Source organism: Paenibacillus sp. FSL R7-269 (assembly GCF_000517865.1).
GTDB lineage: Bacteria > Bacillota > Bacilli > Paenibacillales > Paenibacillaceae > Paenibacillus_AQ.
Window position 1 is genome coordinate 1 of record NZ_ASPS01000009.1, and the last position, 25,586, is coordinate 25,586.

General features: G+C 51.8%; 16 protein-coding genes and 1 pseudogene. 5 read left to right on the forward strand and 12 right to left on the reverse strand.

The window, feature by feature from the left end:
* Positions 1 to 206: 206 nt before the first annotated feature.
* The 6 genes from C162_RS34025 to C162_RS03295 form a co-directional block, all read right to left on the reverse strand.
* Entirely contained in the window at positions 207 to 3,674 is a 3,468-nt protein-coding gene (locus C162_RS34025; protein ID WP_051493192.1) for a carbohydrate-binding domain-containing protein, read from the reverse strand.
* Positions 3,675 to 3,805: 131 nt separating this feature from the next.
* Positions 3,806 to 5,359: an ABC transporter substrate-binding protein gene (locus C162_RS03275; RefSeq protein ID WP_051493194.1), complete on the reverse strand. Its 1,554-nt coding sequence runs from the start codon at positions 5,357 to 5,359 to the stop codon at positions 3,806 to 3,808.
* 54 nt (positions 5,360 to 5,413) lie between these two features.
* The gene (locus C162_RS03280; protein WP_036691245.1) at positions 5,414 to 6,307 is read right to left on the reverse strand and encodes a carbohydrate ABC transporter permease; all 894 of its coding nucleotides are present in this window, start codon (positions 6,305 to 6,307) and stop codon (positions 5,414 to 5,416) included.
* Positions 6,308 to 6,352: 45 nt separating this feature from the next.
* Positions 6,353 to 7,342 carry an ABC transporter permease gene (locus C162_RS03285; protein ID WP_084648797.1) on the reverse strand — a complete coding sequence of 330 codons (990 nt, stop codon included), beginning with the start codon at positions 7,340 to 7,342 and terminating at the stop codon, positions 6,353 to 6,355.
* A 225-nt stretch (positions 7,343 to 7,567) separates the two neighbouring features.
* Positions 7,568 to 9,754, reverse strand: coding sequence for a collagen-like protein (locus C162_RS03290; RefSeq protein WP_200869176.1), 2,187 nt, complete (start codon positions 9,752 to 9,754; stop codon positions 7,568 to 7,570).
* 262 nt (positions 9,755 to 10,016) lie between these two features.
* Positions 10,017 to 11,492, reverse strand: a complete 1,476-nt coding sequence (locus C162_RS03295) for an ABC transporter substrate-binding protein (protein ID WP_036691247.1) — start codon at positions 11,490 to 11,492, stop codon at positions 10,017 to 10,019.
* 79 nt (positions 11,493 to 11,571) lie between these two features.
* Here C162_RS03295 and C162_RS03300 point away from each other — a divergent pair, with 79 nt between their 5' ends.
* Together C162_RS03300 and C162_RS03305 are read left to right on the forward strand one after the other, a co-directional pair.
* Positions 11,572 to 13,464, forward strand: a complete 1,893-nt coding sequence (locus C162_RS03300; protein WP_036691249.1) for a sensor histidine kinase — start codon at positions 11,572 to 11,574, stop codon at positions 13,462 to 13,464.
* The gene (locus tag C162_RS03305; protein WP_162174437.1) at positions 13,439 to 15,055 is read left to right on the forward strand and encodes a response regulator; all 1,617 of its coding nucleotides are present in this window, start codon (positions 13,439 to 13,441) and stop codon (positions 15,053 to 15,055) included. Before C162_RS03300 ends, C162_RS03305 begins: the two co-directional genes overlap by 26 nt.
* Before the next feature lie 11 nt (positions 15,056 to 15,066).
* Here the strand turns inward: C162_RS03305 and C162_RS03310 are convergent, their stop codons facing one another.
* Together C162_RS03310 and C162_RS03315 are read right to left on the reverse strand one after the other, a co-directional pair.
* The gene (locus C162_RS03310) at positions 15,067 to 15,795 is read right to left on the reverse strand and encodes a hypothetical protein (protein WP_036691253.1); all 729 of its coding nucleotides are present in this window, start codon (positions 15,793 to 15,795) and stop codon (positions 15,067 to 15,069) included.
* A 173-nt stretch (positions 15,796 to 15,968) separates the two neighbouring features.
* Positions 15,969 to 17,669: a DUF4127 family protein gene (locus C162_RS03315; protein WP_036691255.1), complete on the reverse strand. Its 1,701-nt coding sequence runs from the start codon at positions 17,667 to 17,669 to the stop codon at positions 15,969 to 15,971.
* 466 nt (positions 17,670 to 18,135) lie between these two features.
* Between C162_RS03315 and C162_RS35860 the strand changes: the two genes are divergently transcribed.
* On the forward strand, positions 18,136 to 18,297 hold the full coding sequence (locus tag C162_RS35860) for a hypothetical protein (protein ID WP_156949526.1): 162 nt from the start codon (positions 18,136 to 18,138) through the stop codon (positions 18,295 to 18,297).
* A gap of 977 nt (positions 18,298 to 19,274) precedes the next feature.
* Here the strand turns inward: C162_RS35860 and C162_RS03320 are convergent.
* Complete coding sequence (locus C162_RS03320) at positions 19,275 to 20,027, reverse strand: geobacillin-26 family protein (RefSeq protein ID WP_036691256.1); 753 nt, start codon at positions 20,025 to 20,027, stop codon at positions 19,275 to 19,277.
* A 611-nt stretch (positions 20,028 to 20,638) separates the two neighbouring features.
* Here C162_RS03320 and C162_RS03325 point away from each other — a divergent pair.
* Positions 20,639 to 21,572: pseudogene (locus C162_RS03325) on the forward strand (transposase).
* Positions 21,573 to 21,697: 125 nt separating this feature from the next.
* On the opposite strand, the gene C162_RS03330 reads toward C162_RS03325, so the two are convergent.
* Positions 21,698 to 22,180 carry a copper amine oxidase N-terminal domain-containing protein gene (locus C162_RS03330; protein WP_036691258.1) on the reverse strand — a complete coding sequence of 161 codons (483 nt, stop codon included), beginning with the start codon at positions 22,178 to 22,180 and terminating at the stop codon, positions 21,698 to 21,700.
* A 102-nt stretch (positions 22,181 to 22,282) separates the two neighbouring features.
* On the opposite strand from C162_RS03330, the gene C162_RS03335 reads away from it, so the two are divergent.
* Entirely contained in the window at positions 22,283 to 22,681 is a 399-nt protein-coding gene (locus C162_RS03335; RefSeq protein ID WP_036691260.1) for a GNAT family N-acetyltransferase, read from the forward strand.
* Here C162_RS03335 and C162_RS03340 read toward each other — a convergent pair whose 3' ends face one another.
* Together C162_RS03340 and ald are read right to left on the reverse strand one after the other, a co-directional pair.
* Positions 22,682 to 23,950: a PucR family transcriptional regulator gene (locus tag C162_RS03340; protein ID WP_051493195.1), complete on the reverse strand. Its 1,269-nt coding sequence runs from the start codon at positions 23,948 to 23,950 to the stop codon at positions 22,682 to 22,684.
* 286 nt (positions 23,951 to 24,236) lie between these two features.
* Positions 24,237 to 25,370, reverse strand: coding sequence for an alanine dehydrogenase (ald, locus tag C162_RS03345; RefSeq protein ID WP_036691261.1), 1,134 nt, complete (start codon positions 25,368 to 25,370; stop codon positions 24,237 to 24,239).
* Positions 25,371 to 25,586 lie beyond the last annotated feature (216 nt).

The following is a 25,586-nucleotide window of genomic DNA, read 5'->3' on the forward strand; positions in this document are numbered from 1 at the left end:
AGGCTCATCGCTTCAAGCGTGCCCTCTACCCATTTCTGTTCTTCCTTGCTTAACGGCTTCTGCATCATTTAAGGCTCCTCCCGGCAGGTTCTGTTCTGAGTCCAGTGTACCGGATCGCGAAGCTGCTCTACATACAGCCAGCTATAATATAAGTTCAATATTCTACAAACTGCCTGCGCGGATATCCCTAGCGGCTGATTAGCCGGTTAGGGCAGGCTGATCAGAAGCGTCCGTGCCCGCTTGTTATTCTCCTTATTCATCTCCGCATACCGCCAGATATCATTCACAAAAAAGCTGACCGTAAACTCGCCGATAGTCGGCACCGTCCACCGGGGGGTGCCCTGCGCACTGGCGTTAGCCGTCAATGTAATCTCTTCGCCCGGCTGAATCACACTGGTATTCGTGTCCGTCCATGAGACCACCCCGCCGTTGACTGAGAAAGCGCCGCCGGTAATCTGCCCGAGTCCGGTCGAGGCATTCAGCGGTGTGGGACGGACGCCAATGTTCTTCACTTTGGCCCAGAAGATCAGGGAGTCGCCCAGCTGCGGTGTGCTGTGCGCGGAAGGGCTGCCGTCGCTGTTCACAATATGCCAGCCTATATCCGTCACGGTCAGATCCGGTCCCGGTACAGGCAGTGCAGACTCATAGCTCTCATACTCCAGCCCGCTGACCATTACCTTTCCGCCGTTGCCTGCAATCTCTATCCGGTGCAGCCCGTATTCGAGACCCGTCAGCTCGTAGACAATTTTATGATCGCCCTCCAGCCCTGCCTGCGGAATGACTACAGTCTCCTTATACTCGCCATCGACGTAGACATCCGCACTGCCCATGTCGCTCTTGATATCTGATCTCCAGCGGACGCCGATGCCATTGAAGCTGAAGGCGGCCGTGGCATCCTCCTCATAGGTCACATGGGAGACTCCATTCGGCGCTGGCGTGAATCCCGTATAGTCAATGTACGGATGATCGTGTGCGGCCGGATACCAGTGGGAGAGCGGAACATACAGCCCCTCCTCCAGTTTGAAATAATCAAGGTTCGCGCCCTTCCCGGCCGAGGTGAAGCTGATGGTGTTATAGCCCGGCTGGAGGGTAATCCCATACTGCCGTGAGGTCAGATTCGCGGTCCAGCTGCCCGTGGAGGGCAATGTTACTGTGGACTGCTTCACACCGTTCACGAGAATATTTTTCTTAGACTCTTCGTTGGAAGCGTATACAATTGTCAGAGTATAGCTTCCTCCGTTCACGGAATGGAAGCCTTGGATCGTTAAGCCTCCGCTATGCGTCTGCTCCACGACCTTGCCGCCCGAGGCACTGCTGTTATTACCGGTCCTCAGCGGCAGGGCAAAGGCGGTAGCTTCGGCCTCGAACTTGGCCGGATCGCCTGCGGCATGCGGTGTAATGGGCATGACCGGTGTAGTCGCTGATACGGCTGCGCTAAGAGGCGATACATTGCCGGAATCATCCACGGCCTGCACCGTGTAGCTGTAAGTGGTCTGGGGCGCTACGGTATAGTCGCTCCAGAAGGTCAGCCTACCCGGAATATTGATCACCGGAGCCGCTCCGCCGTCACGGTAGACGTTATAGCTGACGACAGCATCATTGTCTGTCGAAGCTGCCCAAGTCAGCCGAATCTGCTCATGGCTTACAGCTGTTGCCGCAGGATTGCCCGGAGAAGCAGGCAGCGTGTTGTCCTGCTCATCAAGGATATACTGGACCGTCTCTCCCGCTTCCAGTGCCACTGTAAGGGTAATGTAGGGATCTGCCGTTAGCTCCACCCGGGAGTAGGCGGCGGCATACGTCTCCCCTGGACCGAACCGTTCCCCCGAATACACTCCGCTGGACGGCAGGGCCACCCTGACCTGCATCGTTACCGGCGTCTTCTCGAAATTCACGAAGTTCAGCAGGATTTTATCTGAAGCGGCTCCGATAGCTGAAGTGCCCAGCGCCGAGGTATCCACTGCGCGGAAATATGCCTTCAGCCCGGTCAGCTCAGCCGCATTCAGCACCTCGTAGCCCAGCGGGCTTCCATGCGTAGCGTACGCGGCGGCCAGTCTGCGGAACGTCTTCAGCCGGGTCTCCCCGGATTCATTGATATTGGCCGATACCGCCGCTGTATCCTCATAGCGGTGTGTGTTCCAGTTGATCGCGGAATCGAACAGGCCAAACTCCGTCCCGTCATTGAAGAAGGCGGCGTGCTGCATAATATGGTCGGCATAACCGATATTCCCCCGCAGCTCCCGGTCAAAAGCAGAAGCGAACCGGTAAGCATACGTCCCGTATTTCGTATTGTCCGAATGATTGTCGTTGCTGCCGGTCTCGCTCATGGCCATCTCTTTGCCGAAGCCTTCCTCTGAATCGCTGTACACCCGCAGATTCTCATACAGGCTTCCGCCCGGCAACGGCTGGACGCCGGTCCCGCCATAGCTGTGTCCGTTGGTCACATCCGACAGCGCTTCAATCGGCGCACGCTGGGCAGCATCCCGTTCCCAGCCGTCGGGGGTGCCGTTATACGGCCAGTAGGCCCAGCCGGGAGCAACAATCTTCAGGTACGGCTGGCTGTTCGTCTGCCTCTCCTCGTCCATCATTTCATGAAGCGCCAGCACCGCCTTCTGTGCCCAGCCGAACAGTCCCGGCTCATTGCCTGTCTCGGCATACTGGTACAGATCGCCAAATTTGCTGACAAAGCCGCTGTAATAGCTCCTCAGCGCAGAGCTGATTGTCCCTGCCGCCAGCTCGCTGTTAGTCTTCCAGTTACCGCCGATGATATTAACCATGGGCGCAAGGTTGAGGTCGCGCAGCGTCTCCAGGTACTTGCGGCCCTGCGGGTCCCAGCCTGCGCTGGTATCGGACCAGAAGGAGGTGCGCATCCAGTTGCCGCTGTAGGCAATGCCCAGCCACTTGGTCATCGGGGCCAGATGGCGGATCGCATGCTCGTCATACCGGAAGGTCGAGGCAGCAATTGTGCTTCCCAGGTGGATATACCGTCCGTGGATAGGCTCGGTGGCAGGCTCAGTCAATGTGTCCAGCCTGAGATAATCCCATTCAAACCACAGATACTTGTCACCGTCGTATCCGGGTGACTGCGGATCTGCGTATAGCCCGCGGTCCACAGTCAGCTTCAGCTCATTGCTGCCGGTCTTCAGCTGTTCTGAGGGGATGTAGAGTCTATAGGTTTCTTTCCATGTGTTCGTAAGGGGGGTCTCTCCGTCGTTCAGCCCGGTAATCTGAATTAGCCCGCTGAAGCTGCCATTGGTGAATACGGCCAGCTGCGGAATAGCGGTGCTTGCATCCAGTACCTTGAAGCTGAACTCTACACCATAGGGGGGAACGTCCGTAAGATTGAAGCTTAGCTCCATCGCCGCATTGCGGTCCAGCTTCATGCCGCGGGAGATCGTATTCCAGTTCAGGGGATTGACGGGGAGAGTAATATTCTCACTGTACACATCCTGATACACTGTAAATTCTGCAGAGCTGTTATCCTGCTCGCCCACCTGCCAGAGCAGCGGGGACGGCTGGTAGGTATCCTCTGTGACTGTACTGTTATTTGCTTGTTCTTCCACAACCACCTGTGCAGGCGGCATTTCGGCAGAGCTAATTCGTGCTCCGGGCAATGATGCAGACATCCATACCAGAACTGCAATGAGCAATTTGCCTGTGATTCTCTGAATTCGCATAGTAACACCCTCTCTTGATCAGATAGGGGCTCCCCAAAGGCTGGATTTGCGAAAGAGAATACCCGGTACCTGCCGCAGGCGGCCGCGTGACTGCTGCTGCCGGATACCGGGCGTGCTATGGCCTCTACTGCTTATTTGGCGGCCAGAAAAGCGTCGAGCTGACTCTGAATTTCCGTAATCACAGCGTCCAGGCCTGCGGCCTTCAGCTTGCTGTTCATCTCCTTCAGGACCGGCTCAGGGTCCTTTTCCCCGGAGAACAGGGTGTTCTTATACTGTTTCGTAATGTTGATCAGCGCCCCGATCTGTGACTGCACCTTGGTCGAATCGAACACAAACCCGATGACCGGTGAAATATTCGAATTCTTATTCCAGTCCGTATAGAGCTGCACGCGCTTCGGATCTTCATCCTTATTCAGGTAGTTCAGCAGCACATTGCCGATCATCCAGGAGGATACGGAGTTATAGCCGCTGTCCGCAATGAACTCTACGGTATTGTTCTCCAGCTTCTTGTAGTGCTTGCCCTCAATGCCGAAGGTCAGCAGGTTGTAGAGCACCGGATCGGTGTGAATCAGGTTCATGAACATCATAGCCCGCTCGGGGTTCTTCGAGGTTCTGGAGATGGCGAGCATCGAGCCCTGCAGACTCTTAGTGCTGACCTGAACAGGCAGCAGTGTCTTGATGATCATCGGCTTCTCAGCGAGCCGGGTCCAGTCATTGGTGGAGGTCGGATTCATGTTGCCGTAGACGAACCAGGCTTTGCCGCTTTTTACCGCATCCTTCAGCTCGGTCTTGTCTGTAGCTCCATTCTTGTTGATATAGCCCGCTTCATACCAGCTGCGGATCAGCTTCAGCCGCTCCGTCATGGCTGGCGTGTCGTATTCGTTGAACACCTTCATGGTCTTGTAATCGAGCAGAGTCGGGATATCATTGCTGCCGTCCAAGTCCTCGCTGTCAGGATACGCGGTGAACCAGTGCAGACTGTCGGTATGGTTCATGAACAGCGGGGAGAGCGCCGGCTCCTTCTCCTTAATCGTCTTCAGCATCGGCTCAATATCCTCCAGCTTCTGGAGGCTGTTCACATCGAAGCCATATTTATCGACAATTGCTTTGTCAAAAGCAAACCCGACCGACTGCCCCAGCTCCTTCTCGGTTGGAACCGCATACAAATGTCCGTTGACGGTAGCCGCCTGCAGGTAGGCGGGATTGATCTGTGCCTTCGTCTCCTTGGCATAGGTATCCAGCAGCTCCTCCAGCGGCAGATACGCTCCCTTCGCGGCATTGGTCATGAAGTTCCAGGTATAGACCATGTCGAACACCTCGCCGGACTGGATCATCAGGTTGACCTTGTCGGCCGGCTTATCCCAGCTTAGCTGGTTAATCTTGAGGGTAGCGTTGATTTTATCCTTCAGGTAGGCGTTGATCTCCTGCTCTACGGATGCCACATCCGTATCCGGCCCGCCGGGCAGATACAGGGACAGCTCCACCGGTGCAAGCGTACCCGGCTTTTCTGTTCCGGCTGCTTCCGTGGCAGCAGCTTTCTTCGTTGCCGCCGGAGCCGTGGTACTCTCTCCCGCTTTCTCTGTAGGCGCCGCTGTGTTGCCGTTGTTCCCCGAGCATCCGGCCAGAGTGAACCCGGCTATCAGTACAAGCGACAGCAGCAGACCTGTGACTTTTTTACCTGCCATACTTTTTTCCTCCCCTTGATGGAACAAATATATGCTAATCGGTAGGTTCCGAGGTTAGCCTTTGATAGAGCCGAGCGTCAGTCCTTTGATGAAATACCGCTGGAAGAACGGATAGGCCAGCACAATCGGCCCAATGCCGATCAGCGCCATCGCCATGCGGATCGTCTCGCCCGGCAATTTGGCCAGCTCGGTGGCCGAGCCTTGAATGAGTGCCCCGTTGCGGCTCAGGTAATCGGCCTGGGAGATCATTTTGTACATCAGATATTGGAGGGAATAGAGGTCTGTATCGGTGATGAAGATCATGCTGTTGAACCAGTCGTTCCAGTAATGCAGCGTATTGAACAGCCCAATCGTAGCGAAGACCGGCAGGGACAGCGGAAATACAATCTTGAAGAATGTCCGCAGCTCCCCCGCCCCGTCGATCGTAGAGGCTTCAATCAGCGCAGGCGGTACACTCATCTGGAAGTAAGTCTTCATAATCAGCACATTGAACGGAGACAGCAGCATCGGCACGACCAGTGCCCAGATCGAATTCTTGAGGTCCAGCACCTGGGTGTAGACCATATACCACGGCACCAAACCGCCTCCGAAGAGCATAGTGAAGAAAATCAGGAAGGCGAACACCCCCCGGTACCGGAAATCGGCCCGCGAGATCGGATACGCATACAGGGAAGAGATGAACACACTGACCAGCGTTCCGGTAATGGTGACGAAGAACGAGATGCCGTAGGCCCGCAGCACCACGCTGTAATCCTTGAAGATATATGCGTAAGCCTCCAGGCTAAGCTTCTCCGGGATGAATTGATACCCGTTGCGCACGATGTAATCGTAGTCGGTAATGGAGATCATGAAGACGAGTACAATCGGCAGCAGGCAGGCCAGAGACAGGATGATAAAAATAATATGGAGGAGAACGTTAGTGAAACGGGAGATTTCGTTATTAGCCACGGATTTCCACTCCTTCTTAGGGTACGTGCACCGCCTGACTTTTATCTAGAACACCGCCTGATCCTTATCGACCTTGCGCACGATCCAGTTCGAGCCGAGGACCAGGAAGAAGCCGACCACCGATTGGTATAATCCGGCCGCTGCGGACATCCCCAGGTTACCCATATTAATCAGCGCGTTATAGACGTAGGTGTCGATGACCAGTGTAGTTGGGTACAGCGCCCCGGAGTTCAGTGTGGTCTGGTAGAACAGCCCGAAGTCGGAACGGAAGATGCCCCCGATCGCCAGAATCGTTGTAATAATAATGACCGGCCGGATGAGCGGAATGGTGATGTGCATAATCTGCTTCCACTTGCTGGCACCGTCGATCAGGGCCGCTTCATAGTACTCGTTGTCAATGCCGATGATCGCCGCCAGATAGATGACACAGCCATAGCCCACCCCTTTCCAGAGATTGATCAGCGGAAGAATGAACGGCCAGTACTTCGGCTCCGAATACCAGTTCAGCTCATCCAGCCCGAACAGGGCGAAGACCCCTTTGTTAATGAAACCGTATTCAACATTCAGAAAAGCGAACACCAGATAGCTCACCACCACCATCGACAGGAAGTAGGGGAAGAACATGATGCTCTGATAGAATTTGGCGGCCAGCTTGTTCCTCAGCTCATTCAGGGCAACCGCGATGGATACGGCAAAAACCAGATTGAGCACAATGAACACGAAGTTGTAGAGCACCGTATTGCGGGTGATAATCCAGGCATCCGAGGTGGCGAACAGGAATTTGAAGTTATCCAGCCCCACCCACGGACTGCCAAGAATCCCGTCCACATAATTGATATTCTTGAACGCGATCACAATTCCGAACATCGGCAGATAATTGTTAATCAGCAAAAATACTACGCCCGGCAGCAGCATCAGCAGCAGCACCTTATGCTTCAGCAGATGCTTCAGCCCGTGTCTCTTCTGTGTGTTCCGGCCTGCCGGCAAGCTGCTGCTGCCTGTACCCGCCATACTTCTCTTCTTCTCTGTAATCATTCCTTCCGCCTCCTGATTCCTTCAGCGATCCCTCTCTTCCCTGACTTAAGTGTACCTGCAGGCGGCCCCCTGCTAAATAAGGCCATCTATAATAAAAGTTCAAAATCCTACGGAGTTTGGAAGGGCCATACAAAGGAATGGACAAAACACAAAAAGGCGCTCCACGATGACCGCCGTGGAACGCTCTTGTAGCTGAAGCTTATGCGCTTGATCCGACAGCCGGGATTAGGTCAGTCTGTGAACAGACCACACAATCCCCGAGGAGGCACCTCCAAGATCTAACGGCACAGTTAATCCATCTGCTACATAGAAGAGACCGATGACATCACCCGCTGTTAAGTCGAACTCACCCGCCAAGGTTACCGTGCCGTTGCCCAGTATTGTTCGGAGGGACAACACCAGCGCAATATTTACATCCAGCAGCGGGAACAATCCGGTTACCAGATTCGTCACAGTAGGGGACGTTCTCTGCACTACAAAAGCCGGATCAATTCCTGCTCCCAATGCAACCGAGATGGCAGCTGTAGTGCTGTAGTTAATGGTAGCCTCAAACGAATATCTACCGGATACCGGTATCGTGTAGTTGCCCGTAGTCTCATTAAATGTCGCACTATCATAGTACGGCGTAGTCACAGTCCAGCCGGTCAGCTGAGTACTGGTCGTGACTGAGAACGTCGGCAGGAATGCGGAGAACCCTTCCGCTGCCAAATTCGGGCCAGTCGCTCCGGTCGCTCCTGCCACCGCTACTCCTGTTGGCCCAGTTACCCCGGTCGCTCCCGTATCACCGGTTGCCCCGGTTGCTCCGGTTGCTCCGGTTGCTCCAGTCGCTCCGGTTACTCCCACTCCCGTTGCTCCAGTCGCCCCGGTCACTCCCACGCCTGTTGCTCCAGTCGCTCCGGTCGCCCCGGTCACTCCCACGCCTGTTGCTCCGGTCGCCCCGGTCACTCCCACGCCTGTTGCTCCAGTCGCTCCGGTCACTCCCGCGCCTGTTGCCCCAGTCGCCCCAGTCACTCCCACGCCTGTTGCTCCGGTCGCTCCGGTCACTCCCGCGCCTGTAGCTCCGGTCGCCCCGGTCACTCCCACGCCTGTTGCTCCGGTCGCCCCGGTCACTCCCACGCCTGTTGCTCCAGTCGCCCCGGTCACGCCTACGCCTGTTGCTCCAGTCGCCCCGGTCACTCCCGTTTCACCTGTTGCCCCGGTCGCTCCGGTCACTCCCGCGCCTGTTGCTCCGGTCGCCCCGGTCACTCCCACGCCTGTTGCTCCAGTCGCCCCGGTCACTCCCACGCCTGTTGCTCCAGTCGCCCCGGTCACGCCTACGCCTGTTGCTCCAGTCGCCCCGGTCACTCCCGTTTCACCTGTTGCCCCGGTTGCTCCAGTCACTCCTGTTGCTCCAGTCGCTCCGGTCACTCCCGCGCCTGTTGCCCCAGTCACTCCCACGCCTGTTGCTCCGGTCGCTCCGGTCACTCCCGCGCCTGTTGCTCCAGTCGCCCCGGTCACTCCTGCTCCCGTTGCTCCGGTCACTCCCACGCCTGTCGCTCCGGTCGCCCCGGTCACGCCCACGCCCGTTGCTCCTGTCGCTCCGGTCACTCCTGCTCCCGTTGCTCCGGTCGCTCCGGTCACTCCCACGCCTGTTGCCCCAGTCGCCCCAGTCACTCCCACGCCTGTTGCTCCAGTCGCCCCGGTCACTCCCACGCCTGTTGCTCCAGTCGCCCCGGTCACTCCTACTCCCGTTGCCCCAGTCGCTCCAGTCACTCCCACGCCTGTTGCTCCAGTCGCCCCGGTCACTCCTGCTCCCGTTGCCCCAGTCGCTCCGGTCACTCCTGCTCCCGTTGCCCCAGTCGCTCCAGTCGCACCGGTCGTACCTGCCCCAGTCGCCCCGGTCACTCCCACGCCTGTTGCTCCAGTCGCCCCGGTCACTCCTACGCCTGTTGCTCCAGTCGCTCCAGTCACCCCAGCTCCGGTCGCCCCGGTTACTCCTGCTCCAGTAGCTCCGGTCGGACCTGTCACCCCCGTCACGCCGGTCGCTCCAGTAGCCCCAGTCGCCCCCGTTCCGCTGGTATCGCCCAATAATTCAGCCGAGACCAGCCGGTGGGCGGTGACTAGCTGGCCGGTGCTGCTCTTCCCCCATACAGAGATCTGAACCGGATCATCTACAATAGCCGGAGTGGCAAACACAAATTCAAAAGCATCCAAATCCGCAAAATAAGTAGAAGTAATAGATTCATTGGCAGCTACATTAAAAGATTGACTGACATACAGTACCCGCATGCCTCCCTGCATGTAATAGCCTTGTAAAGATACCGTAGAAGCTGAAATACTACTGCGGTTATCAATTCTGACCGTAACCTGTGTGGTGGGTCTTACCCCTCCTACTGCATTATTTTCCAGTGGTCCTGTAGATAGTAGAGTCATTTCACTGTCTCCTTTAATGGTAGATTTGTACTGTCCTGCTAGATTGTCCTTTCCTCGCTTAATCTATCTTTTGACTTCATAGAAGCTAGCAGGATAGCTAGCAGCAGAAAGATGGATCAATATAGTAATATTCTGCGATTCCGGCACGGTGTGTGCAGTAGAGCTAGATTCCGGCAGACATCCCATATAAATAGGAGACAACACAAAAGGGCCCTCCCCTCAGCCGTACTGGCCGGGAAAGGTCCCTGAATATAAGCCTATTCTATTCGCGTCCGCTGCTTGAACGGCTCTGCTGGCTCTCCCCCAATAACGGGGAACGGGGATCGAACTGCGGATAGATATACTCCTCACGCCGAAAAGAATATCCGGTAGCTGCAATATCCAGCATCTGATTCAGCCGCTCACTTTCGCTGCCCAGTCCCTGGTCCAGCGGAATGTCCCCCGCGATGATCCGCAGGTACAGCTGCATTCTTGGACGGTCACCTGAATAACGCGGCTCCATCGACACCGTATTCGGGTCGTATTGGTCCATGATCTGCGGGGAGAGCGGGTAGATCGATTCTGCTGCGGTGGGATAGAATTCCCTGAAGTGGCGCAGCCCGCGTGAAGCGCCCGGCTGATCCATAATCCCGTCTGTCACCGGGAGGGCGAGCGCCTGCTGGTACAGCATGCCCAGGAACTCCTTCGATTGAAGAAAACGCCAGACCTTCACCGCAGCCTCCCGGCTCTGCGCTGCACTATTCACCACCAGCGGAGCGTGGGGGACCATCATCAGGGCCCCGGCCCCGCGCCGTGACAGGTCCGCGGCCGGAGGGAGCGCTACTCCCCAATCATCCTTAGGCATATACTCCTGCAGCTTGACATAATCTTTGCTGGTAACATACATCATGCCAATATTGCCGTCCGCGAATTGCCGGAGCGCGCTGCTCAGCTTCAGCAAAGTCTCCCCCGGATAGAGGCTGCCCTGCTGCTTCATCTCCCGCACCATCTGCAGCCAGGGAGCATACACACTCAAGTCATAACGGCCCGACCGGTAATCATAAAGATAATAACCGCTGTAGGTATTCGATAGCTCCAGCCCAGCCTGGAGACTGGCCCTGCTATCCCCGGCGGGCAACGCGAAGCCGTATTTGTTCACCGGTGCTCCGGCCCGGCTGATCTGCAGGGCCGCCTGTTCCAGTGCAGCGAAGGTAAGCGGAGGCTGCTCCGGGTCAAGTCCCGCACTCCGGAACAATTGCTTATTGTAGATGAGACGCACGGTATCAATACTGGAGGGCATGAAGTAGATTCCGCCCTTGAACAACGAGCCGGTGGCATACTGCCTGGCCCATACCGGGAACCGCAGCAGCCAGCCGGCATCCAGCTCCGCTGACAGATTAGTGAGATACCCCTTGTTGACATAAGTGGCCAGCCAGGCGTTATCGACACTGAACACATCCGGCCCCTGCCCGGAGGTCATCAGCATATTCAAGGTATCGTCGTAGGCGTCTGTTGCAAGGTTCATGGGCACAATCTCAATCTGATCGGGATTCGTTTTATTGTAATGGCTGATGGCATTCTTCACTTCCAGATTCTCCGTCCAGTCAGACAGGGCGACCCTCACCCTGGTGGTCTGCTCCGCTGGTACGGCCTCCTCTTCCGGGGTGAGGTCCGGCAGCAGCGGGCGGTTATAACCAAGAGTGTAAATAGCCAGCCCGCAGCCTAAGACGGCAATAAAATAGAACAATAACCTTTTCACACCGCACCTCCTGCGTTGACATCCTGACTTCACGCGTTTTACAATGTATACCAATTATTACCCCGGAAGGAGGACTCCGATGAAGAAATATTACGATTCGTTGTCGAAGGCACTCTTCCTCTATAACTTCAGCATCCGCAGCCGCCTGATTCTCTACTTCCTCTTCCTCGTTCTTCTCCCGACTACGATCATCTCGGTCACCATCTATAACAAATCCGCCGGGATCATTACCCGGAATATGAATACATCGATTGAGAATAACTTCAATCTGGTTCAAGATAATCTGGCCCGCCGGTTCGAAGCCGCCAATCAAGCCATGACTGCGCTGTACCTGAATTCTGAATTCGCGGACCTCATCTCCTCCAACCGGCCAACAGACAGTACCGGAATCATTAATGAACTGGCCGCCCTTAGCAAAATCCTTGAGGATTTCCCCGCGAACGGGACCTCCGGCAACAGCTTCGTTCCTATGCTCTATATGCTGAACCGGCCGGAATATACCCAATATAATTTCTCGCGCCGTGTATTCAATATCGATCTTATCACCTTGAAGCCCTGGTATTTAAGCATTCCGGCCAAAGCAGATTTTGCCGTGGTCGGCCTTAGCTCGCTGGATTCCCGGTTCACCCTCAAATTCGCGAAGCGCCTGTTCGGTATCCGGCATGCACAACTGCCCTATGTCGGGCTGCTCACCCTAGATATCCCGGCGGCCGAATTCGGCACGCTCCTGGAGCATTATAAGCCCACGCCCGGCAGTAAGGTCTATATCGCAGACAAGTCCGGAACCATCGCCATCAGCCCCGAGCCGTCACTCATCGGCCAGAATATCGCGGCCCAGGATTATTACAGCAAGCTTAGCTTGACTACAGACTCTACTGACAGCACCGGTAACCCGTCCTCTCCAGACGACCCATCCGCTCTGCATTCCTTCCGCCACTCCATCGGCAGTGAGGAGATGCTCGTCTCGTACAAGACCCTGGAGAACACCGGCTGGACCATCCTGTCCTTCTCACCTGTCCGCGAGCTTAACGGGGAGCTGATCTCCTTCCGCCGGGTGATGTACGTCGTAATTGTCATCTGCATGCTCGTCTCCTTCCTGATGGCGCTGCTGCTGTCCGAGAATATCTCCGCACCGATCCGCAAATTCATCCAGTCGATGTCGCATGCCGAGAGCGGGAACTTCAATATCCCCATCCGCTACCGGCGCAAGGACGAATTCTCCTATTTATTCAACCGCTACAACAAGCTGCTCCAGCAGATTAAGGCGCTGATCGACAAGCTCTACGTCACCGAGCTGCGCAAAAAGGAAGCCGAGCTGCAAATGCTCCAGGCCCAGATCAATCCGCATTTTCTCTACAACACCCTGGACTCCATTAACTGGATTGCCATTAACCACGATATTCCCGAGATCAGCAGCATGGTCACCTCACTCTCGGACTTCTTCAGATACAGTCTAAGTAAGGGACGCAATATTATCCCGCTCCGCGATGAGCTGCGGCAGGTCGAGAGCTATCTGCAGATTCAGCAGTTCCGGTTCCAGGACCGGCTTCACTATGAGCTGGAGGAGACAGACCGGGCTCTGGCAGAGGAATGTCTGGTGGTGAAGCTCAGTCTTCAGCCGCTGGTGGAGAATGCCCTGATTCACGGGATTCAGCAGCGGCGGGGTACAGGCACGATCCGTATCCGGGTAGAGCAGACGCAGGAGCTGCTTAGCATCTCCGTGTTCGACGATGGAATAGGCGCAGATCCCGCACGGCTGAATCAGCTGCTGGAAGACCCGCAGCCGGGCAACCAGTCTTACGGCATCCGCAATGTGCATATGCGAATCCGGCAGTTTTTTGGAGAGTCCTACGGTATCCGTTATTACGATAATACCGAAGACGGCTGCGGTCTGCTGGCTGTCATCCGGTTCCCGGTGGTCACTACTTGGAATGAGGTGAATGAAGATGTTAACGATGATCGTAGCGGATGACGAGCCGTTTATCCGCAGCAGTCTGATCCGTGTGTTCGATTGGCAGGAAGAGTTCGGGATAGAGATTATCGGGGAAGCCTCGGATGGGCTGGAAGCCTACGAATTATGCCTGAAGCTCCGGCCGGACATCCTGTTCACCGACATTATGATGCCATTAATGGGAGGCCTAGAGGTAGCAGAGAAGCTGCGGGAGGCAGGCTGCCGGACCCGGATTATTATTATCAGCGGCGCCCAGGACTTCTCCTACGCCCGGGAAGCGCTGAAGATCCATGCAGAGGGATATATTCTGAAGCCTGTCAAGCTGCCCGAGATCCGCAGTGTCTTCCGCCAGGCTGTGGCCAAGCTGACAGAGGAACGCGGGCAGCAGCTGGATATGGAGCAGCTTAAGCAGCAGCTTCAAGACAATATGCCGCTGCTGCGGGAGAAATTCCTCCAGAATCTGATTGCCGGCCTCTACCGCAAGGAGGAGGAGATCTGGCAGAAGATACAGTACTTCGCACTGCCCTTCCAGCAGGGGACGCTTCTTAGCGTCTGTGTGCTCCAGCTGGATGAATACCGGAGCGCGGTGGATAAATACTCGGAGGAGCACAAGCAGCTGCTTTATTTTTCCATCCAGAATATCATTCAGGAGAGCCTGGACAGCTACCCCTGCGCCATCAGCTTCGTGGCTAGCGAGAACGAGTTCATCCTGGTGTTCTGCACCCCGCAGACGCCTCCGTCCCACTCCATCTCCGGGACCTGCGGGCAGATTATCGCCAACATTCAGAAGTATCTGCGGCTGGACGCCTCCGTCGGCATCGGGCGGGCTTGTCCGCTGGCGGGCCAGCTTGAGGATTCCTATAAGGATGCGCTGGCCGCGCTGGTGTACAAATTCTATACCGGGCCTGCCTCCGTCCTCTACATCAAGGATATCCAACCCGACACGGAGAAGCTGCAGAGCACCTTTATCTATAAACTCCAGGCCCGGCTGATGAATGAATTGAAGGCAGGACATACGGACACCGTCACCCGGCTGATGGAGCAGCTCTTTGGCGGGCTGGCCGGGCACAAGCATAGAATTGAATATGTGCAGAGCCTCTGCGCAGAGATGATTTTCACCTCCGCCAGAGCTCTATATGAGATTGATGAGGATATCGGGCAGGTGCTGAGCGACCGGATTAGCATAATGGATAAGCTGTATCAGCAGACCACCATCACCGGCCTTAAGGCGTATATGCTGTCGCTCCTGCATGATTTAAGCGCTTATGTGGCAGGCAAGAATACCTCCAGGAACAGCCGGATCGTCAGCAGCATCCGTACCATCATTCAGGAGGGATACGCCTCAGAGCTGTCCGTGTCCAGGATTGCTGAGGACGTATTTCTGACACCTAACTACATCAGTCTGCTATTCAAGAAGGAGACCGGGAGAACCATTACCGACTATATCACCCAGATCCGCATAGGCAAGGCGAAGGAGCTGCTGCTGACCACGGACCTGAAGGTCATGGAGATCTCGGAGCGGGTCGGCTATGAGAATCCCCATTATTTCAGTACAGTTTTCAAAAAAAACACCGGCCTGCACCCGCTCAAATTCCGTTCGGCCAAGGGTTAGGCCGCCGCCCTCTAGCGGATAATATAGGATTTCGTACCTATTCTGGAGTAGATGGCGGTTTTTGCATTCACTTTGCTGGAGGCCGGCAGGCCCTGGCGCGCGTTGCCCAGTGAAGCAATATAGTCAAAGTCCGGGTGAAGCCCCTCATCCGCCAGATAGGCCGAGGTCCGGCTGCCCGGCACCCGCTCCCTGTTGAGCGAGGTTATCATCTGCGCGGCACTCTTGATCCCGAGTCCGTGTCCGTAGTAACTGTCCCTGGACAACATAATGGCGTTCTCCCCCTGCCATTCCGGCTTAGCCGGATCATGGTCGGGATTCTTGAAATAGACTACATCGCCCGGCTGCAGCTCGGCCTGGTTGAACGTGGTAATCAGCTTCAGATTGCTGTCATAGCTCCAGTCCCACAGGTACAGGCCGGTGAAATTACGGTTGAAGGCCGCCTCCCCAATCATGTTGATGGTTGCTTTATATAGAATCATCACCATCGCCATAGCACATTCAAAGGCATACAGCTGTCCATTCACAAAAATATCATTGATCGCTGCCGAAGGGGTGACATTTGCATTCAGTTCAAATCCCCCACCTCCTGTACGAGTCCAATACCTCGGATTGCAGCGGGAATTCTGGAAGGTTGAGAAATCCGTCCCTCCTGCATCCATTGCCCGGGCTGCCGCAATAATCTCCCCCCGCATTCTACTCTCAAAGGCCATATCCACAGGAGCCGCGTATCCATACCCCATTCTGCTTCCCCCTTTCGTCTTCTTGTCATGAAATATAGGTTATTGTACGTGTCGGGCCTCCTATTGGTGCGTAGGAGATGAATTCAGCAACGAATCCCCCTACAACATATATGCTTACAACAAAACAGCCCCCCGTAATCTATCCACGGAGAGCTGCCGATCAGAAACACCTATTAATCTAAGGTGACATGAGGATTCAAAGTAATCTCAAAGGCGCGGCCCCAAATATAATCGGGATCATCGTATCGAAGTACGGCACTGGTATATTCCGAGAAGACCCAACTGCCCCCGTTAATCTGCCGGATACTGCACGCCGGCTCAGCACTGCCAATCAGGAAGGCGGTCGTCCCGGCAAGCGTGGCTGTGTGTGTCTGCATCCGCTCTCTCAGCAGAGCCTGAAGATGAGCGTAGTCCTCCGGGCTATTGAACAACAGCATATTCTGATCTGTAAACGTTGCAACATTCTCATAGAGCGAATGGGCTCTGGAGTACATCCGGATTTCGCCAATCGCCAGCCTTTTGTAGAAGTAGTCCTTCAGGAAGCGCTTGAACAGCAGTGAGCCGTGAGCGTTAACCGCAAGGTCCAGCGCTGCTGCGCCGGTCTCTGTAACGACCCAAGCATACCGGGCCTGGGCCATGCCCAGTGCGAGGCCGATTTTGTTCCCTGGCGTATTCCAGCCGCTATACCCAAATAGCGCGCCAGTACGCCTGCTGCCCAGCAAAGCCTCAGTTATACTTGCATCTGCTGCACCTGCGCCGACACAGTCAATCACTACCGACGGGACAAGGCGGGAATAGTTATCTTCGATCCGGTTAACCGCAGCCAGTGCCTGATCCGCAGCGGTAATTGCGATAATCTCCACCTCACGGGCATCGCCTACCGGCTCTCCCCCCACAATATCCAGATGGCGCAGGATGTTCTGATGCACATTCATATATTCATACGGACTCGTAAGGGTAGAGCCATGAGGTCCGAAATATTCAACAGTGTATCTGGTGGTGGCCCCGTTCCGGTAGAGCTGATTCGCCATCCGTGCCAGTAAGGACTGTCCCAGTCCGTCTGCATCAGGGAGAATGACGGCCCGGTCCGGATTTTGACCCTGAGTCCCGCCCAGCCATTCATTAATGCCTGCTTCCATATAGTGAATCTCGTTAATCTGCACGCCCTGAGTGTTGGCGTCATCTACACCGACTGCAAGGAAATCAATAGAGCCCTCCTGCGCCAGCACCTCCAGAATATAGCGGTTCGTCTTGAACTTATGCGCTCTGGTATTGTAATACTGCTCTTTATCAAAAGTAGCCGTATCTCCATATGCGCCAGTCTGGGACAGGTTATATCCGCTGAGAATATCGTCGAACTGCGCGAAGCTTCTGCGCGGCTGAAGCATGAAATTACGGGACTCGGTATAGGCCGCCAAATCCAGCCCTTCCGCAAAAGAGGTGGTGGCCAGCCTCATAATCGTATCCATTACATACACTGGCTTGTCCGGGTAAGCTTGCTTCACTTCACGGATGACTTCCAGCAGTTCTGTAATTGCAGCATCATAAGCGGGATAAGCACCCCCTGCATCCGTACGCAGACGGCGACTGCCAATCAGCCCCCCATAGGCCAGCATGTCCGCCGACAGGATGAAGCCATCCACTGAAGCCACATGATCCCGAATAAATTTCCGGATCTTGGCCGTGTCTCCATAAGCCGGTGAACCTGTGGTCAGCAGGGTTGTGCCCGATGCTGTCTTTTGCGAATCCAGGCGGTTCTTAAGGTCCGTTACATCCGGTGTGATCACATGAATCCCCGCCGACTTCCCTAGCACAATCACATCATCCAAATTGACAGGCCGATCATCGAGCGGTACATATAGCACTTTCTTCATTTACATCACACTCCTCTAGTTAGCAGATAGGCGCTGAACAGATGCCCTCACTATATAAGGTGATTTACACAGATGGATTACAACCAGAACGATAAATTTTTTTTGCCGTGGTTCGTAAAAAGGAATTTACATTGACTCTAGTATTTAGAGCGATAAAATATAGGAACATTCGTTCTTATTATAATAGATGAATATATTATGTTCACTGGTGGAGATTATTCTGATAAACAGTTATTTGTATATAGTCTGGGTAATAATGACTTTGTAAGAACCAATCATTTTCGTTCGCTATTGGCTTCGTTTTATAGCCAGATTGTGATTAAAAAATATGGCGGGGCATGATTTATTAACTACTCAGCTCCATTATCATAAGCACTTCGAAGAGTTTGCAGATTCCTTTGTTTTCCGACTTACCAAAATGAAGGACAAGCGAAAATAGACGCTTGGTTACAGGAAGGTGATATAGATGAGTGAGACGGAGAAACGTAGAGGCAGACAAGAAGAATATACGGATGAGCAGCTTGACGATTTCCTAATCGAGTTTACTACTAAGAATCCAACCAAAAATCTAAATCTTTCACAACTTGAAAAGCAATTCTATCCAAATAGAAATGGGTGGTTCTGGTGAGAAGAACTACATTATATTGAAAGATGTCGTAAAATTAGTTGAAAAAATTGAAATAATCAAAAGGCAATGATTCGTGATTTTAAATATATCAAGAAGTCTCTATGAGCTTTTATGAAAAGGCTAAAGAGATGGAAGAAAGAGCTAAGAAGTACAGCCAAGAAATAGCGCAACTGAAAGAATAATTAAGGATTGCTAAAAAGGACGTTGAGTATTACAAAGACCAGTATCTAAGCGTTACGATTCGTTCAGCAAATATAGCTAGTCGGCAGGAGGAGGGCTTAAAGGATGTTTTAGGAGTGGACACAAGAAGTAAAGAGAGTTTAGATAAAGTGATTTTATTAGATTTTGGAAAAAATTTTCTGCACTTTTTGAGGGGGATGAATAATACAATAGCATCTGCTTCCTATAGTAACTTTAAAATATTTAACCAGCTAATCTAGAATAAAAATAGTGAATCTCCTCTGTATTATGAGAAATGAAATAACTATTCAATGCAATATGAAGCAATACTACAGAGAAAAAAATAATCAAAAAGAGAGGAGAGGCTTTTTTTGCACTGAAAAATATAAATATAAAAATAATAAGTGAGATAACGATTGCACTTAAAAGAGAGACTTGACGAACCAATAGCTCATTTAAATTTTTAATAAACCCGTTGAGATAGATGGTATTGTTATTATCTTGTAGGACAGTAAGTGAACGAGCAGGGGAGGTAAGCGTGTAGTAGCCCGTATCCAGGTGACTGTAAGAATATCTATTAAATATATCTCTTGAACGTTCATTATTGAGATTACCATTAAACAGTACCGAATAAATTAGAGCGAAAAACATAAATATAACAAGTAGAACTGCAGTAAAGATTCGTTTTGATTTGAACACATAAATCACCACTTTTGAATTTTGATTTTTTTGAGATGAGGTGGAAGCAGTACATCCACCTCACCCATATTAACTCATTATGTTAGCTAAAGTATTACTTAAACACGCTCAAAAAAATAATTGGCATCATTTGCAGATTGTTTAGCATCCCAGAACAAATATGCTACTGTGATTGAACCGCCTATTGCTGTAACGAGTGATACAATAGCTCCAACACCAGTAGCAGCAGCAGCTCCTGCGGCGATTGTAGTTGCAAGGGCAGTGCCGCCTACAGCAACAGCTTCCACCTGCTTCTTATTAACATTATTTACAGCTAGTCTATAGCTCTCTAGAGTAGAAGCGTTACTGGAATTTTCTTCGATGTCACGCTTTGCTCCTCTGTCACACTCTAATGTCCACGAATAACTTGTTGGAAGTGTGAATTTATGTACAAAATACTTTATGTCCCAAAATGTTGTGATTTTATAAGAGATTAAGCCTTCATAGATACCACGTGCGGCAGCATTTCCAATATTATTAGACTGTTCTTCCAAAGCATTCAAATCTAAAGTGAACGAATTCACTACATTCTGGCTATTACCCTTTTTGAATGTACTCTCTTCTGTGTTGGCAAGACTTATTTCTTCTGTGGTCACAGAATTATTTACTTTATCATACACAGTGATGTAGGTCATACTATCGTTCGTTACTTGTACTTTTTTTATGGTGGTGGAATCTTCAAGAATATCAATAGTAAATTCCTGTCCGTTATAATTAACTTTTGATTGGTTCTCGGCTGCGTGGGCTTCTGCACCAAAAAATGAAATTAGCAGAGATAGGCTTAACACCAAAGATAAGAATTTCTTGAACATAAGTAACCTCCAGATACATTTTTTTTAATGGAAATTCTGTTGATCTGTAAAATTTAGGGATTAATAAAAATATTCTCCTTCCTTGTGTATTTTAAGAGAAAATATTACACTAATACCATAACACGGAATATTTAAACTAGTAAAGTTAAATTATGTAAAAAAGAAGAGTTTTCATGCATATTTATTGTAAATTATTAATGATTTTACATGGGGAATCCGGTTCAAAATGGCTGGATTTTCTCTTTTTAATAGAAAAATATTAAAAAATGCAGAAATAAAAAATTGGAATAAGTATATGATGTAAATGGGGGATTTTATTGATTAGGACGAGATTGACCTAGAGTGAGAAGTGTTTTACTCAGGTTTTGGACCGCCATGAAGGTGATTATACGGAGGAACGTCAAAGATACTCTAAATGAAACAAAGATTTTAGAGCGTTCTCCAAATGGTGGCGAGTTAATCTTGGAGTGATAAGTATAATACATGAGCATTTTGCATTAATTTAAGCCCTTGTTACACAAGGGTTTTTCAAGCATAAAAAAGGACTTCACCCCAACTTGGAGAAGTTTTTTGGTAACGACACCAAAACACTCAAGAGGAGGAAGTCCCCTTTGTATATTCTCCAAGAAAGTCTATTTTCCTTTGAGGAGCTTCAAAAAATTGAATCGAAAGAGAGATTGCCCATTTTTTTCAGTGGACTGGATCTACGGCCTTGTGGCTCAGTGTCAAGAAGCAGGAATCCTGGGCGGAACTCATGTTGCCATCGACAGCGCAGCTATTTACGCCTACGAGAAAAAAGAACCTAAGCGAAAAAGCGAACTCACCGGCAATGCCAACTGGGGAGTTAAACTCGATACATTTGGCAACAAAGTCAAGTGATTTGGCTATAAGCTGCATCTGGCCGTCGACACGAAGAGTGAACTTCCGATTGCCCTTAAGGTTACACCCGCTCACGTGAATGATGGCGATGAGGGACCTCCACTCATGAAGCGAACCGTCGAACGATTCAAACCTCGTTTTTTCATGCTGGATGCAGGATATGACCAACTGAAAAACTACGAAACGGCCCGCAGCCTCAAGGCTCAAGCAATTATTCCCATGGATCCGCGGAACGAAAAGGAACCTCCAGCAGGCATGACAAGCAAAGGGACACCTTGCTGTTCAACGGGGTTTCCTATGACGTATTGGGGACAGGAAAAGGAATGTTTGAAGTTTCGTTGTCCACACGCTACGGGGAAAGTGTATTGTCCTTTAGGCATGACGACTTGCTCCACTTCCAATTATGGAATGGTGGTTAAGGTCAGCACGCAGAAAGACCTTCGCCGCTATGCGATGCCGCACCGGGAAAGTCGGGGCTGGAAGGAACTGTACAACACGCGAACCAGTGTAGAACGCTACAATTCTCGAATGAAGACCTATCCAACCGCAGACCAATTACATGTTTGGGGCATCCAAAAAGTTACGACTCACCAATATTTGAATGCCATTGTGCTGCTTGCTTCTGCGCTCGCTGTATCAAGACAAAGAGGCGTAACTGCTGCTTAAAATGTAGCCTTTCCTCAAATTCTGCCCGTCTGTCCATTTTTGCTCTTCTTTTCTCAAAACCTTAATTTAACATGCAGTAAAAAGCCTGCCCAGTTGAACGGCAGACTCTCTACATGCATTCAGTATTATTCAGAAAAATTAATATACACGGAGGCATCATCAGCCGTTTTATTCCAAGTAACCTGTGCGCCAAGTGCTTCAGAGATAAATCTTAAATTCACAAAGAATATATTACTATCAGGTTCTAGAGAAGGAGCTTGAGTTAATACCACTTTATTTCCGTTCACAACCCCATCATATGAATTATTTGTTAACTGAATGATAATATCATCTTTGGTCGCAGTAACTGTTTTGGTCGCGTTATTCCATTCTACTGTCATTCCATAGGCCTCGAATATAGGCCGCATAGGAACAAGCGTTGTCCCAAGAGTTGTAACATTAGCGTAGATATCCAATTTTTCATTATTGATAAAAACACTTGGATGTTCTCTGGAAGATTTGACACTAGCTACACTACCAGCGGGAGCTGCTGAAGCAAATATACTATTCACTCCAATGCTCATTGAGATCGCTGTGACACTGAGAAATACGCTCACTATTTTTCTCATAAAAACCTCCACTTGGTTATAGACGATGCAAGAGTATCCTTTATCCATTTTTGCTCATTTATAGCTTAGAATAATAAAAATGAATGTAAAAGGAGAGTCATTATGGCATTAGAATTTAAGGTCAACGAAAAATTACTGCCTGAACAAATGGCTGAGGTGTTTAGATTATCGGGCCTAAAGCGGCCTCACAGCGATTTAGACCGTATGGGGAAAATGATTGATCAGGCCGATGTCCTAATTAGCTGCTGGGATGGCGGCCGGGTAGTCGGAGTAGCACGGGCCATTACGGACTATTGTTACTGCTGTTATCTATCAGATTTAGCTGTGATTCAGGATTATCAGAAGAAAAATATAGGTAAGAGCCTGATAGAACTGCTTCAGCAGACCTTAGGAGATCAAGTATCCATCGTGCTTTTGTCTTCCGAGCAAGCTTTAACGTTCTATCCTCAGGTCGGCTTTGAACAGGCGAATAACGCTTTTCGGATTGCCCGAAAACTTTAGCTACTCTTTGGAACCCTCAGCCTCCTGGAACCATAGATTTACCTGTGCGGTCTCCTCGGTCAGAAGATCCAGATAGATGGAGGTGCGGTAATCGGTCTCCTTGAGGCTCCGGCCTGTAATCTCGGCGATCCGGTTCAGGCGGTACATTAAGGTATTGGTATGAATATGCAGAAAAGCGGCCGATTCCTTCAGATTCCCGTTCAGCGACAGATATACGGCGAGAGTCTTCAGGAAATCACTCTTATGCTCACGGTCATGCTCTTTCAGAGGGTAGAGCAGCGCGCTCCGGCGGGGACGGTTCCGTTTCTGTTCCAGAATAGCCGGAAGGTAGGCCCAGAACCCGATTTCTTCATAGAGCAGCAGCTCACGGGTATGATAAGGCAGCCGCTTCTTCATCTCCAGAATCTGCAGCGCTTCGCGGTACGCTTCGGCGGCCGAAGTATATTCGCGGTATTCAGGACTGCAGCCTGCCGTAAGCCTGCCGCCTTCGCTCTGGCCCAGCTCCCCTAGCAGCTTGTGCAGGAACGAAGACAGACGCCCCGTCCCTTCTACCGGAAATATAAAGGAGAACAGAATAATCAGCCGGTTCTGCTCGGCAGTCTGAAAGAGCAGCCGCTGCCCGCTATAGGTATCCATCACCCTGCGGAATTTCTGCAAAAAATGCTCATCCACCGGCCTGCTGCTCTCCAGCACCCCGATATAATATCGCTCCGGCAGCAGAATCGTCCCCGCCTCTGCCTCCTGGCGAATTCGCAGTTCACTCTCATAATGCGAGGTCAGCAGCTTCCAAAAGAAATCCTCGAACGTCTTCTCCTGCCTCGTCTTCCAGCCGCGCTGCTTCAGCAGATAACGTCCGGCAATCCCGGCAGCCTTCTCCACGATACGCTCCGCATGCCCTTCGGTAAGATTCCCACCGTCCACTACCCAGATATAGCCGAGAATCTCCTGCTGGTGCCGGATGCACATGGCAAGTCTGGGACCCAGACCGACCTCCATCACGGCGGGGATACGGATCGGATGGCCGGTATTCTCCAGATTGTGCATCACACCCTTTTTGCGAAGGCCAATGATCACGGTATTCGGTACTCTTTTGCCGATAATGGTGGAGATTCGTGCGGCATCGCTCTCAAACTGATGGGAGCTGTAGCCAATCACATGATGATTGCTGTCCTCAATCGTAACCTGCGCCTGAAGCGATTCACTAAGGGTATCCGCCAGGGATTCCATGCTGTCAAAAAAACGGTCAAATGATGGCTCTGCTTCTGTCAATGTTCCCACCTCAACCCCAAAGAATAGCCGAAGCTTATATAAGTGATTACATTATATTACAGCGCCTGGCAGTTGCCTATAGGGAGATGCAAAAAATGTGGAGGAAACCTGACATGGTATGAAGAATGTGTTCACTTTTCGATTACATTTAGCCCACTCCAACATAAAAAGCCCGGTGATCGCTCACCGGACTGCAATAGGCGTAGACGTACTCTTTCCTGCCTACTTTTCTATCCCCTGACTTGTCTATTACAATACCCCTCTAGCCGACTTTTTTCTCTACAAATTAGATCAGCGTGAACTCTTGCTCTACAGCAGCTTCAACCGTGAAGTACTCTTCCCCAAGAGATTCGGCTACGGCCTGGCAGGTGATTTTGCCGTTGGCTACGTTGACGCCGCTCTTCAGACCGGCATTGTCTTCGATGGCCTGGAATACGCCTTTGTTAGCAATTTGCAGGGCATATGGAACGGTGACGTTGGTTAGGGCAATGGTCGAGGTTTTGGCGACTGCGCCCGGCATATTGGCGACCGAATAGTGCAGGACCCCATGCTTCTCGAATACAGGGTTGTCGTGCGTGGTCACCCGGTCAATCGTCTCCACAATCCCGCCCTGGTCAATCGCCACATCGACAATGACAGAACCTGGCTTCATCGTCTGCACCATTGCTTCCGTTACCAGCTTAGGCGCCTTCGCGCCCGGAATCAGCACTGCCCCTACCAGCAGATCCGCTTCAGCAACAGCCTTAGCGATATTATACGGATTGGAGATCAGGGTGCTGATCTGGGCACCGAAAATATCGTCGAGCTGGCGGAGCCGGTCTGCGCTCAGATCGATAATGGTCACCTCGGCGCCAAGCCCGATGGCCATCTTGGCTGCATTGGTGCCTACCACACCGCCGCCGATAATGCTAACCTTGCCGCGGCTTACGCCAGGAACACCGGAGAGCAGGATACCCTGTCCGCCGTAGTTCTTTTGCAGGAATTGTGCACCGAGCTGTACAGCCATACGCCCAGCTACCTCGCTCATCGGGGTAAGCAGCGGCAAGGTACGTCCATCCACTACGGTCTCATAGCCGATGGCGAATACGCCTTTGTCTTTGAGGGCGGCAGCCAGGGCCGGCTCTGGAGCCAGATGCAGATAAGTGAAGAGGATAAGCCCCGGGCGGAAGTAGCCGTATTCACTGCTCAGCGGTTCTTTCACTTTCATTACCATTTCAGCAGCAGCCCATACTGCGGCAGCTTCAGCAACCAATTCCGCACCAGCTATGGCATAATCTTCATCAAGAAATCCACTGCCAGCACCCGCTCCGGCCTCAACAAGCACCTTATGACCTTCTGCGCTCAGACTCACCACACCCGCAGGGGTAATCGCTACGCGGTTTTCGTTGTTTTTGATTTCTTTCGGTACGCCAATAATCATCGTTCATCGCTCCTGTCAGGTAGGGTTCTCTTATGTAAAGAATCATAACATATGATCTTCAGCTGCATTTTGGGTAAAAAGAAAAACATGATCTGACATGATTGTGTTTTTACACAATGGGCTTAGGATGCCTCAGCGGCTCCCGGAATAGAACGTTTCCCTGCACTATAGCCCGCCCTAGCCATAACCCGGGGAGAGAATGTAAAGTTATGTTCC